General features: G+C 35.2%; 20 protein-coding genes and 1 other annotated feature. Of the genes, 14 read left to right on the top strand and 6 right to left on the bottom strand.

Translation table 11 applies throughout. The features are described 5' to 3' along the window. Positions 1–151: 151 nt before the first annotated feature. Together MKY78_RS01965 and MKY78_RS01960 are read right to left on the bottom strand one after the other, a co-directional pair. Positions 152–529: an SLAP domain-containing protein gene (locus MKY78_RS01965; protein WP_339215791.1), complete on the bottom strand. Its 378-nt coding sequence runs from the start codon at positions 527–529 to the stop codon at positions 152–154. Between the two features lie 132 nt (positions 530–661). Next, positions 662–1,438 carry a nucleotidyltransferase domain-containing protein gene (locus MKY78_RS01960; protein ID WP_339215789.1) on the bottom strand — a complete coding sequence of 259 codons (777 nt, stop codon included), beginning with the start codon at positions 1,436–1,438 and terminating at the stop codon, positions 662–664. A gap of 105 nt (positions 1,439–1,543) precedes the next feature. Between MKY78_RS01960 and MKY78_RS01955 the strand changes: the two genes are divergently transcribed. After that, a complete protein-coding gene (locus tag MKY78_RS01955; protein ID WP_339215787.1) occupies positions 1,544–1,969 on the top strand; it encodes an OsmC family protein in 426 nt (141 codons plus the stop codon). Positions 1,970–2,171: 202 nt separating this feature from the next. On the opposite strand, the gene MKY78_RS01950 is transcribed toward MKY78_RS01955, so the two are convergent. After that, the gene (locus MKY78_RS01950) at positions 2,172–2,639 is read right to left on the bottom strand and encodes a CBO0543 family protein (RefSeq protein ID WP_339215785.1); all 468 of its coding nucleotides are present in this window, start codon (positions 2,637–2,639) and stop codon (positions 2,172–2,174) included. Between the two features lie 223 nt (positions 2,640–2,862). On the opposite strand from MKY78_RS01950, the gene MKY78_RS01945 reads away from it, so the two are divergent. The 4 genes from MKY78_RS01945 (at position 2,863) to MKY78_RS01930 (ending at position 5,380) form a co-directional block, all read left to right on the top strand. Next, positions 2,863–3,453, top strand: coding sequence for a TetR family transcriptional regulator (locus MKY78_RS01945; RefSeq protein ID WP_339215783.1), 591 nt, complete (start codon positions 2,863–2,865; stop codon positions 3,451–3,453). A 138-nt stretch (positions 3,454–3,591) separates the two neighbouring features. After that, positions 3,592–3,933 (top strand): SMR family transporter, encoded by a 342-nt coding sequence (locus MKY78_RS01940; protein ID WP_339215781.1) that lies wholly within the window; start codon positions 3,592–3,594, stop codon positions 3,931–3,933. After that, positions 3,933–4,244, top strand: a complete 312-nt coding sequence (locus tag MKY78_RS01935) for an SMR family transporter (protein ID WP_211741657.1) — start codon at positions 3,933–3,935, stop codon at positions 4,242–4,244. The genes MKY78_RS01940 and MKY78_RS01935 overlap by 1 nt, the downstream gene beginning before the upstream one ends. Positions 4,245–4,429: 185 nt before the next feature. Beyond that, positions 4,430–5,380 (top strand): RNA polymerase sigma factor, encoded by a 951-nt coding sequence (locus tag MKY78_RS01930; protein WP_339215780.1) that lies wholly within the window; start codon positions 4,430–4,432, stop codon positions 5,378–5,380. Positions 5,381–5,506: 126 nt separating this feature from the next. Here the strand turns inward: MKY78_RS01930 and MKY78_RS01925 are convergent, their stop codons facing one another. Beyond that, positions 5,507–6,097 carry a cell wall hydrolase gene (locus MKY78_RS01925; protein WP_339215778.1) on the bottom strand — a complete coding sequence of 197 codons (591 nt, stop codon included), beginning with the start codon at positions 6,095–6,097 and terminating at the stop codon, positions 5,507–5,509. A gap of 307 nt (positions 6,098–6,404) precedes the next feature. Here MKY78_RS01925 and MKY78_RS01920 point away from each other — a divergent pair, with 307 nt between their 5' ends. Beyond that, entirely contained in the window at positions 6,405–6,881 is a 477-nt protein-coding gene (locus MKY78_RS01920; RefSeq protein WP_339215777.1) for a hypothetical protein, read from the top strand. Here the strand turns inward: MKY78_RS01920 and MKY78_RS01915 are convergent. Continuing rightward, positions 6,866–7,090: a hypothetical protein gene (locus tag MKY78_RS01915; RefSeq protein WP_339215775.1), complete on the bottom strand. Its 225-nt coding sequence runs from the start codon at positions 7,088–7,090 to the stop codon at positions 6,866–6,868. The two genes, MKY78_RS01920 and MKY78_RS01915, sit on opposite strands and share 16 nt — an antisense overlap. An 89-nt stretch (positions 7,091–7,179) precedes the next feature. Then, on the bottom strand, positions 7,180–8,451 hold the full coding sequence (locus MKY78_RS01910; protein ID WP_339215773.1) for an ATP-binding protein: 1,272 nt from the start codon (positions 8,449–8,451) through the stop codon (positions 7,180–7,182). Positions 8,452–8,606: 155 nt separating this feature from the next. Beyond that, positions 8,607–8,833: a binding site (T-box leader), on the top strand. Between the two features lie 44 nt (positions 8,834–8,877). Between MKY78_RS01910 and argS the strand changes: the two genes are divergently transcribed. The 8 genes from argS (at position 8,878) to MKY78_RS01870 (ending at position 17,175) form a co-directional block, all read left to right on the top strand. Next, entirely contained in the window at positions 8,878–10,560 is a 1,683-nt protein-coding gene (argS, locus tag MKY78_RS01905; protein WP_339215771.1) for an arginine--tRNA ligase, read from the top strand. Positions 10,561–10,682: 122 nt separating this feature from the next. After that, the gene (locus MKY78_RS01900; protein WP_339215769.1) at positions 10,683–11,321 is read left to right on the top strand and encodes a hemolysin III family protein; all 639 of its coding nucleotides are present in this window, start codon (positions 10,683–10,685) and stop codon (positions 11,319–11,321) included. 339 nt (positions 11,322–11,660) lie between these two features. Then, complete coding sequence (locus MKY78_RS01895; protein WP_339215767.1) at positions 11,661–12,677, top strand: GTP-binding protein; 1,017 nt, start codon at positions 11,661–11,663, stop codon at positions 12,675–12,677. A gap of 45 nt (positions 12,678–12,722) precedes the next feature. Further along, positions 12,723–13,922 carry a GTP-binding protein gene (locus MKY78_RS01890; protein WP_339215765.1) on the top strand — a complete coding sequence of 400 codons (1,200 nt, stop codon included), beginning with the start codon at positions 12,723–12,725 and terminating at the stop codon, positions 13,920–13,922. Between the two features lie 27 nt (positions 13,923–13,949). Then, on the top strand, positions 13,950–14,219 hold the full coding sequence (gene rpsN / locus MKY78_RS01885) for a 30S ribosomal protein S14 (RefSeq protein WP_339215763.1): 270 nt from the start codon (positions 13,950–13,952) through the stop codon (positions 14,217–14,219). 283 nt (positions 14,220–14,502) lie between these two features. Continuing rightward, positions 14,503–15,354, top strand: coding sequence for a DUF72 domain-containing protein (locus tag MKY78_RS01880; protein ID WP_339215762.1), 852 nt, complete (start codon positions 14,503–14,505; stop codon positions 15,352–15,354). A gap of 167 nt (positions 15,355–15,521) precedes the next feature. After that, positions 15,522–16,022, top strand: coding sequence for a sigma-70 family RNA polymerase sigma factor (locus tag MKY78_RS01875; RefSeq protein ID WP_339215760.1), 501 nt, complete (start codon positions 15,522–15,524; stop codon positions 16,020–16,022). Further along, a complete protein-coding gene (locus MKY78_RS01870) occupies positions 16,012–17,175 on the top strand; it encodes an anti-sigma factor (protein ID WP_339215759.1) in 1,164 nt (387 codons plus the stop codon). The genes MKY78_RS01875 and MKY78_RS01870 overlap by 11 nt, the downstream gene beginning before the upstream one ends. The last annotated feature ends 71 nt before the right edge of the window (positions 17,176–17,246 follow it).

Genomic DNA, 17,246 nt, shown 5'->3' with positions numbered 1-17,246 from the left:
TTATAATATAATTGGATATAAATTTAACTAAATATGGAAAATTAGACACTTTTTTAGTATAGCATATGTGTATTACGTAATCAACGCTTTTTCCTAATGGAAGGACTGGATTCCTATTCTTTCCTTTCATTAGGAAAAAGCGTTTTTGTTTTTACCGAGTTATTTCTAATCTTCCGTCCTTAATGTTACTGTTTTCTTGATAACTACCGACGGGAAATATAAATGTCCATGGCATACTGGTTTTAGCTTTCACTAGCAAATTAGGTGTAGTAAACGTATGCTCCCCTAATGTTCTATCTTGTAGCTTTAGGGATAGCTTTTCTTGATTAAAGGTATAATCGGATTCTGTAGTATTATGCACAATTACGATGACAAGTAATTCTCTTTTATAATTCCAATCAATTCTTAATGGTGTAAACTGAATTGGATCGGCTGTCAATGCTGCTTTTTTAAAGGTTTCCTCAACTAAGGTTCTGTCCTGTTGAGAAATTGTTTTGTTCCACGCTGACTCATATTGAAGTGTCTGCATCTATTTATTCTCCTTTTTATCGGTATATTCATCCAGGGTAATTTGCTTGATCATAACCTTATTCATTTATCTTAATAGAAAAGGATGAAGTTTGAAAAGAAGAAAGTAGTTTAGCTTTCATACTGAACAATATTATATATATTCCAGTTCGTTTAATGTATCTCGGAAAATTTGGTTTAATCGCTCGGTTACATCAATACGATTAACATTTAAAGATGCTTTTGTTGATTCTATTCGGCTCATTTCATTTTGTGTGAATTGTAGGATAGCCGTAGTTTGCAACGTTTCATCTAAATTGCCTTGCCTTTTACTGTTTATTAATGTCTGAATCGGGAATTTTATATCATCCTCTATAATGAACTCATCAACTAGTTGTTGAAAGTTAACAGGAGGGAAGACTTGATACGTTTCTATCCATTTTATGGCAAGTATGGGGCGTACTATATTCAAAAGGTTCTTTACATTCACTTCGGTTTCTTTGTTTGCTTTAGAATAATTTTTTCTTGCCATATTAACGTAATGTAGAATACAAGATTTTGGATTAAAAGTTAAAGGTAAAATATCTCTAATACGATTAATGGTGGGATAAAATTGAATATAACGAATTGGGGAATATATCCATTCGTAGAGAGTAGGGTTTGATTTGCGAATCAGTCTTAATGCCTTTGTAAGTTCCCAACCACTCAATTCTATATTATGTACTTTTTCCTCCATGACATCACGTTTCTTTCCAATTGGGTCAATACTTAAGTAGTAGTTGGTTGGATGGACGTATATAAAGCGGACATCATAATCACTCATATCTGACTCTATTCCCCATGCACGACTTCCTCCTTCGCATGCATAGATGGTTTTTATTTGGTGCTCTTCTTCTAGCTGTTTCAGTAGTGACCATATTTTTTCTTCCATGGTTAATCCTCCATCTGAGAAATTGGTACAATCAAAATGGTTGTAAATATAGTATAAACTAGGCAAACTAAGTTAGAAGGTATTTTAATTAATGGAGGGTTTACTATGAAAATGAACATTAAATGGAATGATAAAATGTCCTTTACAGGCTTTGCTCCATCTGGTCACGAGATTCAAATGGATGCTGCAGAAACGGTTGGTGGAGAAAATAAAGGTCCAAGGCCAACCGAATTATTATTAAGCGCTGTTGCCGGGTGTACCGGAATTGATATTATTTCTATTTTGAATAAAATGCGATTAAATCCAACATCCTTTCAAATGAATGTTACGGGAGACCGTGCAGAGGAGCATCCGAAAAAATTTACTAAAGTAAATATTCACTATTCATTGGAAGGTGATCTCCCTGAGGATAAAGTAATTAGAGCAATAGAATTATCAAAAGATAAATATTGTTCGGTGTCTCATTCCTTAAGTGCAGAAATTACGGTTAGTTATTCTATTAATGGTGTACAGGGAGAGAAAAGTATATAAATTCGTTGGTTGGGTGTTCCAAGCAATAAATCATCTGTACTAGTAAGTTTATCATTCTAAGGTGCTCCGGATATATTTGGTGTGGTTCGCCGTGTAACAAGATCGAGGGCGATAATTAGTTTTAGTTAGCTAGTGGATTCCGTGAGCGGGTCCAATACTATCCTAATGGAGAAATTTAACCTACATCCGGAGCCTTTAGCATTTATACATTTTTCTCCTTATATAACAGTAATAATTTACGAATAATGATAAAATTATAATAGATAACCAAATATACAATAGGATAGGTTAGCGCAGAATACAGGAGCTTCCATGAATTATAATAAAACGCTCCTACTTGTACACTTATATATTCGTATACAAGTGCAAAAATCGTCCATGCTACGATATAACTCACTTTTACGCTTTTCCGTTTATCATATGGAAAGTAATTAAGGAATATTATCGTAAATAAAGGATATATACCAAAAACAATCCATAATGTACGATATTCTACCCCCTCATTAAAATAACCATATAAGTTATAGTTGAATTCCAACAAGATATCAGTTAATAATTGAAAAACGATAGAAAACAATGATGCCGTATACATTTCGATATAGGATATTTTTTTAGGCATGAGAATGAATATTCCTAGTGCAATAATGATAGAAGTAATGATAAATACCATGTTTGAACTCCTTAGTTGAAGTTAATGTTATTGTGATTCGATAGAGCATATTTATACTTATATCCATATAATAGTTAATGACTGTAACGGAAATTTAAAATAACACATTCCGATTTAAAAAGTTTGTCAAACGAAAAATCGCCCTTTACACGCTACTCGTATTGACTTTTTTGAAAATTACTGTATAATGAATGACAATCAGTCATTTTTGTGGAGGAAGTCAATGGATAATAAGAAAGAGCGAATTATACATGCAGCAATGGACGTTTTTACAGAAAAAGGATTAGAAAAAACCAAAGTATCTGATATTGTTAAAAAAGCCGGTATTGCCCAAGGTACTTTCTACATTTATTTTTCTTCCAAATTATCTGTTGTCCCATCTATTGCAGAAGTTATGGTGGAAAAAACGCTGAGTGAAATTATTAAAAAGGTAAATAAAAATGATCCTTTCTCTGTGCAAATGAAAGATGTAATTGATGTTGCCTTTTCTGTTACGAAAGAATATCGACAAATATTCGCACTCGTATATGCTGGTTTAGCTTCGACGGACTATCTACAAGAGTGGGAAGCACTATATTCACAGTACTATTCCTGGATGAGTAGATTTCTTGGAGAAGCAAAAGAGGCAGGAATCTTACGTCAAAATTTAGATCCGGACCAAACGGCGGTATTACTTATCGATCTTATCGAATCTGCTGCTGAGCAAACATTTCTTTATTCTCATGGGGATAAGGATATGGAAGCAATTAAGAAAAAAGAAGTGTGGGAGTTTTCTATGTATGGTCTAGGAGTAAAGGTTGAACAGAACAATTAAATGCCAACATGACGCCAATGAAGTATGATGCTAGTTGATGGTAATGGAAAGCTTATAGATTATTTCCTTTTATGAAGGAAATTTTCTTTTAAAGAAAAATGACTGAATGTCAGTCACGGGATGATGGAGAGTGTTAAAATGAATAAATCTTGGATTTATGTTGGATTAACGAGCTTAGCTGAGTTGGTTTGGATTTATGGATTTAATACGGCATCCACTTGGTGGCATTGGACATTGATTGTTGCATTTATATTATTAGATTTACACTTTTTGGCAAAAGCTTGTGAGGAACTACCCACAGGTACGGTTTATGCAATTTTTGCAGGATTTGGGACGGTTGGAACATTTTTGATGGACATTTTCATCTTTGAGGAACAGATTAGTATGTCGAAAGTCTTCTTTATTCTACTCATTATTGCAGGGGTCATAGGCTTAAAATTATCGGATGATAAAAACGATACGAAGGGAGTGCTAGAATAATGGGTTGGATATATATTATATTAGCTGCAGTGAATGAGTTAATTGGTGTTTGGGGATTAAATCGATTCAGTCAAAAAAGAAATGTCGCCAATGCAGTTCTTTATGCAGGTGGTCTTGGTCTCTCTTTCGCATTCATTTATGCTTCTTTTAATTATCTTCCTACCAGTATTGCTTATGCAACTTGGACTGGTGTTGGAACGGGTGGCGTCGTTTTAATGAATATGCTTTTCTTTGGCGAATCTAAAAGCTTGATACGAATCGTAAGCTTACTGGCGATTATCATCGGTGTTACGGGCTTAAAGGTCGTTTAGAAAAAGGATGCCTGTCATATCCCATGTTCAGCATGAATATGAGATGTGACAGGCATCTTTTTTGCAGTATCATCCTAATGGTATGGGAGACTATTGAATTATTTTATAAGTATGTAAATTTTTTTGGTTCGCCTAGTATAATTTTTTGCTTGTTATTCGTTGAAATAATAAATAGGGGGGATGAGATGTCTTCAATAGAAGAACGAACATTACAATTTACGAAAAAATCAAGAGAATTAAGAGAGGAATTTAGTGAACTTATTATTAGCTTTCGGGAGGATTTATGGAATTATTGCCGGTATATAACAGGCTCTCCTTGGGATGGAGAGGATTTATTTCAGGAGACATTGATTAAAGCATTTGGTGGATTTTATCAGGTGTGGCATCCAGAAAATCCTAAATCCTATTTATTTAGGATAGCAACTAATACGTGGATAGATCAATGTCGTAGAGAAAAGCGGATTGTCGGGACATTGGAGGATGTAGCAGATCCAACCGAAGAATTTTCGGATAATCTAGAGATAGAGGCCGCATTACATTATTTAGTAAACTTATTTACTCCTAGACAGGTTGCGGTATTTTTACTTGTAAAAGTATTTCAATTTAAAGCGGAAGAAGTTGCTAGTATTGTCAAGACAACAAAGGGTGCTATATACTCCGCTATTAGAAGAATGGAAGCTAGAATAAGGAAGGAAGATTTTTCGACAAAAGGAGATGAAATTAATAAAAATCAAGTTAAGAAAAATAATCCTGTTATTAGCGCCTATATTAATGCCTTAAATAACGGTGACTTAGAAGCAATGTTTAACTTAGTAAGTGATGATTTGCATCACGAAGCATCCTTAGGTTTTCAAGAGTTCAATAAGGATACGATGCGAAAAGGTTCGATGCTACATGGTTTACCACCATACAGAGCAGAGGAGCATTGGTTATGGGGAAAACGGGTTATTGTAAAGATTGTAGAGGATGATAATGGGCCCTTTATTCATGACATTCAATATCATGAAATAGAAAATGATACGATTGTTTATCATCGTAGTTATTATTTCAGAAAAGAATTTATTGTGGCAGCAGCAAAGGAGCTCGGTATGAAACCACAATTAGAAAAGTTCCCAATTGGATGGGGTAAAAAATAGCTAACGGATAGGGCACGTGGTCATTACGTTGTATGGAAGGATCTAGATGGAAATATAGTAGTGGCTTGTCAGTATAATAAAATCAGGTATTTGTGAAGAAAGAAATCACAGAATACCTGATTTTGTTTATTTTGCAAAACGGTGGTTACCTATCGTAATCGTAGTTTCGCGGGTTGTAATCCAATTACTGGTAGATGTTTTAGGGTTGTAAAAATAAATGGAACCATTACCTTGTCCACGGAATGCAATAGCTTCATTTACTGCTTTCATGTCTTCTGATGTGTAGCTTGTGTTAATCTGACCGTTTTGAACAGGGGTAAATGCATAATGTCCGCCAGCAGAGCAATCATAAATTACTTCTCTTATTGAGTTTGGAAATTCTTGATGGTCTACACGGTTCAAAATAACAGTTGCTACGGCTACTTTTCCTGCATATGGCTCACCCTTTGCCTCTGCATGAACTAGCTTGGCCATCAGTTCTTTGTCAGCTTGAGATATTGTAGCCGGGACTTGGATGGTGTCGCCAATGAATAATGGATTACCAGATTGATTGTTTGCTATTTGCAGATTGGCTACAGTGGTACCATATTTTTGGGCAATAGACCAAAAGGAGTCTCCTTTTTGTACCGTGTAAGGAGCAGCACCAGCTAGTGTAGGAACTGCTATTATAGAAAGCGATAAAGTCGCTGTAATTAGAAGCTTTTTCAGTTTATTCATCATGTGAACCTCCTAGTTGTATTGGCTATCTACGAGATTACTAGATGTAACATTATTTATCAGTAGTAAAAAATGGTAATCGTATTTATGAATGGTTAAAGTTAGAAGGGAAAAGGTATTGCGACACTAGTGGGATTATTTACCTAATGTGTAATGTTTCTAGAAAGTGGTATGTTTACCAATAGAAGGGAGGAACATTACAGTTGTTTCAAAATGGTGACGGTGTTCGTTAGTTATGCAAGATGGGGACAAAGTTTGCTATGCTAATAGAGGTCTATGAGTTTTTTCTAAGGAAGGAAAATATATCGTGAGTAAATGGTTTTTAGTAAATAGCATATTTTTAATGGTGGTGGTATGGAAGGTACTTGGCCACTATTCATACCCTAATATAGGGATACATATTTGGTTCGGAATAATAGGGGCTATTCTTATTCTCTATAATTGGACAAGACATGCTGTATTTCAAACGATTCGAAATGTCCAAAGTAGAAGGACAAAAATATGGCTAGCGAATATTTCTAAACGAGTCGTCACAATTCATCGATGGACAGGAAATATTGCTTTTGGTCTGTTATCAATCCACGCCTTCTTGGTTATTTCTCGTTACGGATTTTCATTACAGCATACTAAAATGGTTGTCGGTTTGATCGCACTTGCTATCTTGGCAATTCAAGTTTTAACTGGATGGTTACGCTTGTTTAAACCAACTATTCAACTTAGATTTTTTCACTTATATACAGGCATGGCTCTTTTTTTCCTTATATGGATTCACATCCTTCTATAAAAAGTACTTAAAACAAAATAAAAAGAACCGTTTTCCCATTGCTTTGGATTTCGGTTCTTGTGTTTGGTGCGGTATAAGTAGTCTTTTTTTGTCTTTGTTTTTCTTGTTCTTAAATCTAGATGCACAAAAGGGCTGCGGTTAATTTCTGGATTGAGTCTTCCTTCGCGAATTTGTTTTTCGCGTTTTTTTAATGCTTTTGACTTACCCATGTTATCACTCCTAATATAGTAGTAAGTAAATTATATAGGAAATAATACAAATAAGAAATAAAAAAAGTAGGAAGCTTTTATCCTTCCTACTAAAAACCAACTCGGCCTGTGCTTGGTTCTGATATCCAATCTTGTTTTTGAGCTTTTCTAGTATTTTCTTGTAAATCATTGATTATTTTATCAATGTTTACGTGTTTATTATAATGCGATTCTAAGGCAATCGACATATAAATTTCATTCAATTGTGAAATAGACAGACCTTTTGTCTTTTGTACTAATTCTTCGATAGCGGAATTAGTAAGAAATTCGCCAATTCCTTTTTTATTTACAATGTACTCTCTTCTTAGTACCTCATCTGGTTGCTTTATTTCATATGCCCGGTCGAACCGTCCTGCACGATTAATTAATGCAGGGTCTATTTTTTCAGGGTAGTTAGTGGTTCCGATTAAAAATATCCCTTCCTTAGTCGTTGCGCCATCTAATGTATTCAAAAAGACCGATCGAGCTTCAGTTGGCATAGAATCGATATCCTCAATTACGAGAACCATAGGTGCAAGCCTTAACACTTTAGAGAAAATTTCTCTTATGGAATAACTCGAGGTGTATTCGGTAATTTGCCAATACACGATTGGAGCTGACACACTTCCAGCAATAGACTTCACTAGAGTAGTCTTTCCATTTCCTGGACTACCATATAATAAAATGCCTCTTTTATAAGGTATGTTATATTGTTTAAAGAATTGGCCACTATTGTGGAAAAATTCATCAATGGAGCGGAATATATCGGCTTTAAGACTCTCCTCTAATAAAACATCCTCTCGATTAATTTGATGTGTAATCTTTTCCTTAGAACGGATAAGGCCATCTTCTGTATCGGTATAAATCGTAATTCCATTTAACATATAATTCTTTTCCATATTTTCAAAATAAGAAACAAATTCTAGAATTTGATCATCACTTTTGGCAAATAATAAATTCTCATTATATTGATGATGGAATGTGTAGATTGGAATGGTTACAAATGCAACTTCAAATTGTGAAAAGTAAAAAATATTATTTAATGTAGAGTACCTGACTGTATGTTTGCCTCTTTCCTTCATAACGAGGTCAGATAATCCAACAGAATCATAAATATGTGCAATGATTTCAATATCATTAGGATGGTTATGGAGGATTTCTTGAATAACATCACTAGAATCGGCAAATCTCTCAGAATCCGTATTATAAAGCATAAAACCGTCACCTTTACGCTCGGTTAGATAATCGATTATCTTATTAATTACACTCGCGTATGTAAAATAATTCGTGTTTTCTTTACTATGCTCATCTAAATAATGAATTAGTGTGTTAATTTTTTTCATTGACAAATCCTTTCTATCATTAAGTTATGGTAAAATTATACTATAGTGCCATTATTATTGCTATCAAAATTAGTAAGGTAATTTCGAGTTTTGCAATAGACAAAATGTTCGTGACAATGATTCGCTTAATCTGTTATACTGTTTTCAATTATTAGTGAAAATCGATGAAAAAGAGAGTAGTTGTTTGTGAGGCTTAGCGAGCTAGGGTTTGGTGGGAGCCTAGTGCTTGTACAGACAATGAACCGGACTTTGGAGATGCTTACCTGAAATAATAGTAGGGATGGCCGGGGGAGAACCTCGTTAACAATACTTGAGTGGTTTTTAATGATGTTAAAAACAAATGGAGTGGTACCGCGGGATCATAATAGCTCTCGCCTCTTAAAATTCATAAGAGGCGAGGGCTTTTTTATTTAGGAGGGAAAAGACATGATTTTTAAACAAGTGTTTGCAGAACAAGTAACCAAATTAGTAGAGGGAATAATGCCGTATGAAACGGTTTTGAAGATGATTGAGAAACCGAAGTATGAGTCCCATGGAGACTTTGCTTTCCCATGTTTTGAGCTAGCCAAGCATTACGGAAAATCTCCGAGCCTCATTTCAGCAGAACTAGCAGGAAAGATTGATGCACCTTTATTTGAAAAAGTAGAATCAGTCGGTGGTTATATTAATGTCTTTTTACAGAAGGAAAAGGTAGCATCACAGACTATCCAATCAATTCTAGAAAAGAAAAATCATTATGGTGATGAAATGATTGGAAACAATAAAACGATCACGATTGATTTTTCTTCGCCAAATATTGCTAAACCATTTTCAATGGGACACTTGAGATCAACGGTTATTGGGAATGCATTATCTCTTATTGCGGAGAAAAGTGGATATCAGGTTATTCGTCTCAATCATCTTGGTGACTGGGGAACACAATTTGGTAAGCTAATCGTAGCTTATACGAAATGGGGAATAGAAGAGGAGGTTCGAAAAAGTCCGATAAAAGAATTGCTAGCACTATATGTGAAATTTCATCAAGAGGCGGAGAAGGACCCTTCCTTAAATGATTTAGGTCGAGCTGCATTTAAGAAACTGGAGCATGGGGATGAGGAAACCATTCAATTATGGCGATGGTTCCGAGATGAGTCACTAAATGAATTTATGAAAATATACAATCAACTAGGAATATCATTTGATTCCTTTGCTGGAGAAGCATTCTATAATGATAAAATGGAGAAAGTAGTCAAGCAATTATCCGCTAAAGGTTTATTAGTAGAGTCACAAGGTGCTTATGTAGTGGAATTAGAAGGGTTCCCTCCTAGCCTTATTAAAAAACGTGATGGAACGACATTATATGCTACCCGTGATCTAGCGGCAGCTATCTATCGTCAGGAGACTTACCAGTTTACAAAGTCGTTATATGTAGTCGGTTATGAACAAACATTACACTTCAAACAGCTATTTGCAGTACTAGAAAAAATGGGATATGACTGGCAAAAAGGAATGGCACATATTCCATTTGGTATGATATTAAAAGAAGGAAAGAAAATGTCTACCAGAAAAGGGAAACTGGTATTATTAGAAGAGGTTATTGAAGAAGCGATACAATTAGCTTTACGTAATATTGAAGAAAAGAATCCTAATTTATCTAATAAAGAAGAGGTAGCGAAACAAGTCGGGGTAGGGGCGATTATATTCCATGATTTAAAGAACTTCCGTTTACATGATATTGAGTTCTCATTAGAAGATATGCTGCGTTTTGAAGGGGAGACAGGACCCTATGTTCAATATACACATGCACGCACAGCATCTTTATTGAGGAAAGGGAAGTATGTAGAGCAATCGGATGATGGGAGTACGTTTATTGATCCTGAAGCATGGCCGATTATTAAGCTACTAATGGATTTTCCACAAACCATTACGAGAGCATTGGATGATTATGATCCATCACAAATTGCAAAAATCCTACTAGATATCGCCAAATCCTTTAATAAGTATTACGCGGTTGTCAAAATATTAGATGAGCCATATAAACAAGCAAGGCTTTCTTTAGTGTATGCCGTTAACATAATTTTAAAAGAAGGTTTACGTTTATTGGGAATAAAAGCTCCAGAAGAAATGTAACTTCATGTTATAATGAAGTATAAGGAATAACAGTTTTGCAGTACGAAGAGTTATTAAAATTGTTTTATTTAGTCATACTGGATTAATGTTAACGAATCATAATGAAGTAAAGGATGATGGGATTGGCAGAAACACATACCTTTTCGAAGGGTGAAGAAATCGCTAATGCGATAACACATGGCATAGGGGTTGTACTTAGTATTGCTGGGTTAGTATTACTTATCGTATTCGCTGCATTGAATGGAACGGCTTTACATGTAGTTAGCTTTACGATCTTTGGTGCAACAATGGTGATATTGTACACATCTTCTACATTAGTGCATGCACTACCGCCTGGTAAAGCAAAAGATTTATTCGAGATATTTGATCATTCATCTATTTACTTATTTATTGCTGGAACATATACTCCATTTACATTGCTAGTGATTAAAGGTTCTCTAGGCTGGTCAATGTTTGGAATTATTTGGGGCCTAGCAATAGCAGGAATTGTATTTAAAGCTTACTTTGTTAAGAAGTTCCTATTTACTTCCACGTTATTATATTTGTTAATGGGGTGGATGGTAGTATTAGGATGGAATCGAATTGTTGAAAATTTGGCCTATGCAGGGGTTGTATTGCTCGTTATTGGTGGATTATGTTACACCATTGGAACGGTATTCTATATGTGGCGAGCATTTAAATATCATCATATGGTCTGGCATCTCTTCGTGCTTGCCGGTACGATTTGTCATTTCTTTTGTGTGCTAATTTACTGTGTGTAACGTATGTATAAATTATGGAAGAGTTAGGATTATTCCTAGCTCTTTTTTTAGTTTAACGATTAATTAAACATGTTTATTTACAGAAAAATAATGATACTACTTGACGATTTCTGCATAAATAGATAACATGTAAATCGTAATGGTTACGATTTATCTAAGGCTATGATTTCTAGCCAAATCTTTTTGAAAAATAATAAAGCCATACCCGGAATGAAATTCTGCTATTGGATGTAGTAGTAACGCATTGTTACCAAGTCAGTTAACTTACAGTGGTGAGGACTTATCTACATAATCCAAATTCAATCCAGCAGAGCTTTTGTGACATTTAGGAGGTGTAATATGCTCAAACAACATAAAATTCCTGTCACCATTTTAACTGGATTTTTAGGTGCTGGGAAAACAACGCTGTTAAATCGATTATTAAGTGATGAGCGAAATCGACATGCAGCAGTTATTATTAATGAATACGGTGATACTGGAATTGACTCAGAGCTTGTCATAAGGACACACGAGGAAATAATAGAAATCAACAAAGGATGTATTTGTTGTAATGTACGTGGAGATTTGATTAAGGTTCTGAAAAATTTAATCGTTAAAATGGCCAAAAGGGAAATCCATTTAAGTCGAATTATTATTGAGACAACTGGACTAGCAGACCCAGCACCTGTTATTCAAACCTTTCTAATGGATGAAGTAATGGCATATTGGTTTGACATAGACAGTGTCTGTACGGTTGTAGATTCGAAGCATTTGCCCCTACATTTAGAGCAGGAAATTGTCCAGGAACAAATTGCTTTTGCGGATTTAATCATTATGAATAAAGTGGATTTGGTTTCTCAGGACGAATTAGCAGATTTAAAACTTCGGATTAAAAAGATGAACATGACAGCGGAAGTAATCACTACGACAAATAGTGAAGTACCCATTAATAAGCTAATAGGCGTTCAATCATTTAATTTAAGTGCGAAGCTGAAGATTCAATCGAACTTACTTACAGAATCTCATCATCACCACCATGATGACAATGTACATTCTATTATTCTAAAGTCAGACAAACCATTGTTCCTCGACCGTGTCAATAAATGGTTTACTTACCTTGTTCAAATGAAAGGAGAGTCGCTTTATCGATACAAAGGAATATTAAATGTAAAGGATATTGATAATCGAGTTGTTTTTCAAGGAGTTCACATGCTATTTGCTAGTACAGAAGATCGGAAATGGAAACCAGATGAACCGCGAAAAAGTGAACTAATATTTATTGGAACAAAATTAGATGAAGAAGAGCTCAAGAAAGGATTTCGTTATTGTATAGATGAGAATTTCACCCTTCAAGCTGAAGGATATTTTTTTAGGTAGTAAATCGTAATGGTTACGATTAAAAAATTGAAATGGAGAATGTATATGACAAAGAAGATACCAGTTACCGTATTAAGTGGATACTTAGGGGCAGGGAAAACAACCTTATTAAATCATGTTTTACACAATAGAGATGGGATGAAGGTAGCAGTTATTGTAAATGACATGAGTGAAATAAATATTGATGCAGGACTTGTGGAGAATGAAGGAACATTATCTAGAGTGGATGAGCAATTGGTCGAAATGTCCAATGGGTGCATATGTTGTACACTACGAGAAGATTTATTAATTGAAGTAGAAAAGTTAGCGAAGGATGGTAGGTTTGATTACATCCTAATTGAATCAACAGGGATTAGTGAGCCTATACCTGTTGCCCAGACATTTTCATATTTGGATGATCAATTAGGGATAGACCTTAACAAATATTGTCAATTAGATACGATGGTTACAGTAGTCGATGCTAGCCGTTTCTGGCATGACTTTGGATCAGGTGAAAGTTTGTTAGATCGGAAAGAAGCGATTTCGGATGAGGATGAACGTGAAATAGCTGATTTATTAATTGACCAAATTGAATTTTGTGATGTGCTAGTTTTAAATAAGTGTGATCTAGTGGATGAAGCTGATTTAGAGAAACTAGAACAAGTTCTAAGAAAATTACAGCCAGAAGCGAAGTTCATTAGAACGACACATGGAGTAGTAGATCCTAAAGAAATTCTTCATACGAACTCTTTTGAATTTGAGAAAGTAAGTAGTTCTGCAGGGTGGCTAAAAGAGCTGACTAATGGACCTCAAGGGCATGTGCCGGAAACGGAGGAGTATGGGATTGCTTCATTTGTCTATGAACGCAGGCTACCCTTTCATTCGGTACGTCTATTAAGGTTTATCGAGACAATGCCTGAAAATATCGTACGGGCAAAAGGATTGATGTGGTTAGCAACAAGAAATGATTTTTCTGTTCTACTTTCACAAGCAGGGTTATCTGCAAACATTGAGCCACTTGCATACTGGGTAGCGGCACTTCCTCCTAGTAGAAGAGAAGCCCTTTTACAAGAAAACCCAGAAGTTATGGAAACATGGGATTTGGAATTTGGTGATCGAAAGACACAGTTAGTCTTTATTGGACTTGATTTAGATAAAGAATATATTACGAAAGAATTGGATAACTGTTTATTAATGCCAGAGGAAATGGATAGTGACTGGAGTAAGCTACCAGATCCGTTTCAATGGAATATCCAAACAGTATAAACATAATAGTGAGGAGAATAAATTAGAATGGCTAAAAAATCAAAAGTAGCAAAAGCGATGAAACAACAAAGAATGGTAGAAAAGTATGCTGAAATAAGAAGAGAGTTAAAGGAGAAGGGAGATTATGAAGCGCTTCGTAAACTACCGCGTGATTCCTCGCCTACAAGACTTAATAACCGTTGCGCTATAACTGGTCGTCCGAGAGGGTATATGCGCAAGTTTGGAATGTCAAGAATTGCTTTCCGTGAATATGCTCATAAAGGACAAGTGCCAGGTGTGAAAAAATCTAGCTGGTAGAATATTCTGCCTTATATAAGGTATTAAAAAAGTAGTCAGGAAGGTTATGTTTACAAGAAGCATAGGGGGGATTAGCTAAAATGCTAATTCTTCATATGCTTCTTTTTATATGCACGTGGATTCCTCCACATGGACAGGACTGGCTCTGCTATTTATTTATGGTTTGTTACTACCTTCCTACCATACTATCTAGCAGAATATGTGGTTACGATATAGTAGTGGTATATGATAGTATAGAGGATAATGTAACCTATTAGTTTATTATCACATAGGAGGAATCGGTATGATTTATATCGGACTAACTGGTTGGGGTGATCATGATTTATTATATACTGATGATATTAGACCAAGAGATAAATTAGCCGAGTACAGTAGTCACTTCCCAGTGGTTGAATTAGATGCCTCCTTTTATGCAATACAACCTGTACGTAATGCATTAAAGTGGGTGAAGGATACTCCAGATACTTTTCGTTTTGTTGTCAAAGCTTATCAAGGAATGACCGGACATCAACGGAAGGAGATTCCGTTTGAAAATAAAGAGAATATGTTTCAAGCCTTTATGGATTCCTTGACGCCTTTTCAAGAGGCCAATAAATTAGCGATGGTGCTATTTCAGTTTCCACCGTGGTTTGACTGTAATAGGGAAAATGTAAACTACTTAAGATATTGTAAGAAAATGATGGGGGAGATTCCGGTCGCCCTAGAATTTCGAAATCAATCTTGGTTTTACGATAAGTATCGTGAGAGCACATTAACCTTTATGAAACAGAATGGCTGGATTCATTCGATTGCGGACGAACCGCAAGCAGGTGTTGGATCAATTCCTATTGTACCTGTAGCGACCACATCTGACGTTACATTGATTCGTATGCATGGACGGAATTTTCATGGCTGGACTAAACCGAAAAACGCGGATACAAATTGGCGTGATGTTCGCTATTTATATAAATATAATGAGAAAGAATTATTAGATTGGAAGAATCGAGTCTTGGAAATCTCGAAGGCTACGAAGGACATTATCGTATTATTTAACAATAATTCTGGCGGGGATGCTGCAAGTAATGCCAAAGAATTTCAACATATGCTTGGAATAGAATACGAAGGGTTAGCACCTAAGCAGCTCGGGTTGTTTTAACAACGTATATACAATAGATATTACTTGATTACGAACAAGATAACCTTTAATAGGGTATCTTGTTTTTTGGGGTATATTCGCTCTAATGAATATGTTAAAAGATAAAAACTTTGAAATTCCTGTTACCAATTTGCTTCTTAATCGTTACATAAGTGAAAGGGGGAGCTATGAAAGATAATCTGGATTACATTTATCATACATATTTTCTTGATATTTATCGTTTCCTCCTAATGCTTAGTCGAAACCATCATACAGCAGAAGACCTAGTTCAAGAAACGTTTATTAGAGCCCATCTATATATCGAGAATTATAAGGGGGAGAGTGTTAAGTCTTGGCTATTTACAATTGCACATCATGTTTTTATTGATTACTACCGTAAGCATAAAAAGATGATGATAAAAGAAGATACTTTCTTCACTACTTTTATAGATAAGAAGAATTTGTTTGAAGAAGATGTAGTTAAAAAAGAAGAGGTTCAAGAAATCATATATTTACTCAATGATTTACCAGAAAAACAAAGATATGCTGTATTATTGCATGATGTGCATGGGCTTACTCAAGCTGAAGCATCGAGTGTAATGGGTGTTAAACAATCGTATTTTAAGGTTTTGTTATTTCGCGGCAGGCAATATGTAAGACAGAGGAGGGAACAATCGGATGAAAGATGATTTTAAGAAGAAATTAGATGCCTATGAAAAAGGAGAACTCTCAGAAGCGGAAAAGGAAAAGGTCGAACAGGAGTTAGAAAAATTAGAAAAATATTATGAGTTCATAGACGAAAAAGAGGATAAAGACCGAAAAGTTAATCCTATGAATGATGAAAAGCAAATAAAGATACTGAGACGAAGTAAATGGAAAGCTAGGTTTCAGACTGCTATTATGGTAATCAGTATTCTCTTCTTTGTTACGATTTTATCGACTATCCTAACAGCTGTTTATTATTCATGGGGAAAACCAGACCGAGTCGATACCTTTCGAAATATAATTGATTATACATTAACAGTCACAAATCCATATGGTTATTATGGAGGAACAAGTACAAATACAAAACCATTCTTTTCTATGGAAGCTAGTAGAGAGTTAAACAAGAGGGTTGGGGATGAAACATTAGTCGTTGGCGAAATGAAGGTTAACTTCTTGTTCTCTATGATGGGATTCCCAATGGAAGATTACTACGGGAGAATGAAAAAAGAGCAACCAGGATTTATTCTTCCAGGATTTGAAAGCGAAATGGCTGATTGGAACCAATTAGAACAATTACCCGAAGGAACGGTTGTATCTGCATATGTGTCTTTTTCTGAGCTATTAACTACAAATGACGTATTCCAATTATTTAATGGGAGAAATCTAGATATTATCTGGTTTGCCGTTTATACGGGGCAAGAAGGCGAATCAAGATATGCCGGTAATATTTTCGAGCCAATTGGCTTTCCCGATTTTCCGATTTGGCATGATAACGATATGATTTTAGATTCTAGGGAGGAAGAAAAAGGTCTATTCGGTAGTAAGGTTATCTCTGAATCATATTATTCTCCAGAATATGAATCAGGGGATTACGAACAGCTTCATACGCAATTTATGAAGACATTAGCATTTCTATCTAAATATGAAAGCAAGGCTAATAAGCTGACCTTTGAACCGTTAAATCTAGATGATAGAATACAGTATTTAAAAGAGCATGGAATCGAACATTACGGTGCTGTCATCACGGGTCCAACAAAGGAAATCTTAAAACTTCAAGAAGAACCAATGATTAGTGATCTAGCAGTAGATGAAGTTTCATTCTGGAATTGGGAATGGGACAGAAGTGAGGAAGAATAAGGTGTAATATAAAAGGAGATTAAGAAGCTTAACATTATCTTAATCTCCTTCTTATGTTACGATTACTTTAT

It is taken from the genome of Ornithinibacillus sp. FSL M8-0202 (genome assembly GCF_037975285.1).
Taxonomy (GTDB): Bacteria; Bacillota; Bacilli; order Bacillales; family Amphibacillaceae; genus Ornithinibacillus; species Ornithinibacillus massiliensis.
This window is presented reverse-complemented; position numbering and strand designations above follow the sequence as displayed.

Bases quoted from the DNA above. Each gene is read 5' to 3' on its own strand.
- MKY78_RS01870 (WP_339215759.1), top strand. From the start codon at position 16,012: ATGAAAGATGATTTTAAGAAGAAATTAGATGCCTATGAAAAAGGAGAA.
- MKY78_RS01875 (WP_339215760.1), top strand. From the start codon at position 15,522: ATGAAAGATAATCTGGATTACATTTATCATACATATTTTCTTGATATT.
- MKY78_RS01880 (WP_339215762.1), top strand. From the start codon at position 14,503: ATGATTTATATCGGACTAACTGGTTGGGGTGATCATGATTTATTATAT.
- rpsN (WP_339215763.1), top strand. From the start codon at position 13,950: ATGGCTAAAAAATCAAAAGTAGCAAAAGCGATGAAACAACAAAGAATG.
- MKY78_RS01935 (WP_211741657.1), top strand. From the start codon at position 3,933: ATGGGTTGGATATATATTATATTAGCTGCAGTGAATGAGTTAATTGGT.
- MKY78_RS01950 (WP_339215785.1), bottom strand. From the start codon at position 2,639: ATGGTATTTATCATTACTTCTATCATTATTGCACTAGGAATATTCATT.
- MKY78_RS01910 (WP_339215773.1), bottom strand. From the start codon at position 8,451: ATGAAAAAAATTAACACACTAATTCATTATTTAGATGAGCATAGTAAA.
- MKY78_RS01940 (WP_339215781.1), top strand. From the start codon at position 3,592: ATGAATAAATCTTGGATTTATGTTGGATTAACGAGCTTAGCTGAGTTG.
- MKY78_RS01895 (WP_339215767.1), top strand. From the start codon at position 11,661: ATGCTCAAACAACATAAAATTCCTGTCACCATTTTAACTGGATTTTTA.
- MKY78_RS01925 (WP_339215778.1), bottom strand. From the start codon at position 6,097: ATGAATAAACTGAAAAAGCTTCTAATTACAGCGACTTTATCGCTTTCT.
- argS (WP_339215771.1), top strand. From the start codon at position 8,878: ATGATTTTTAAACAAGTGTTTGCAGAACAAGTAACCAAATTAGTAGAG.
- MKY78_RS01945 (WP_339215783.1), top strand. From the start codon at position 2,863: ATGGATAATAAGAAAGAGCGAATTATACATGCAGCAATGGACGTTTTT.
- MKY78_RS01955 (WP_339215787.1), top strand. From the start codon at position 1,544: ATGAAAATGAACATTAAATGGAATGATAAAATGTCCTTTACAGGCTTT.
- MKY78_RS01915 (WP_339215775.1), bottom strand. From the start codon at position 7,090: ATGGGTAAGTCAAAAGCATTAAAAAAACGCGAAAAACAAATTCGCGAA.
- MKY78_RS01965 (WP_339215791.1), bottom strand. From the start codon at position 529: ATGCAGACACTTCAATATGAGTCAGCGTGGAACAAAACAATTTCTCAA.
- MKY78_RS01960 (WP_339215789.1), bottom strand. From the start codon at position 1,438: ATGGAAGAAAAAATATGGTCACTACTGAAACAGCTAGAAGAAGAGCAC.
- MKY78_RS01890 (WP_339215765.1), top strand. From the start codon at position 12,723: ATGACAAAGAAGATACCAGTTACCGTATTAAGTGGATACTTAGGGGCA.
- MKY78_RS01930 (WP_339215780.1), top strand. From the start codon at position 4,430: ATGTCTTCAATAGAAGAACGAACATTACAATTTACGAAAAAATCAAGA.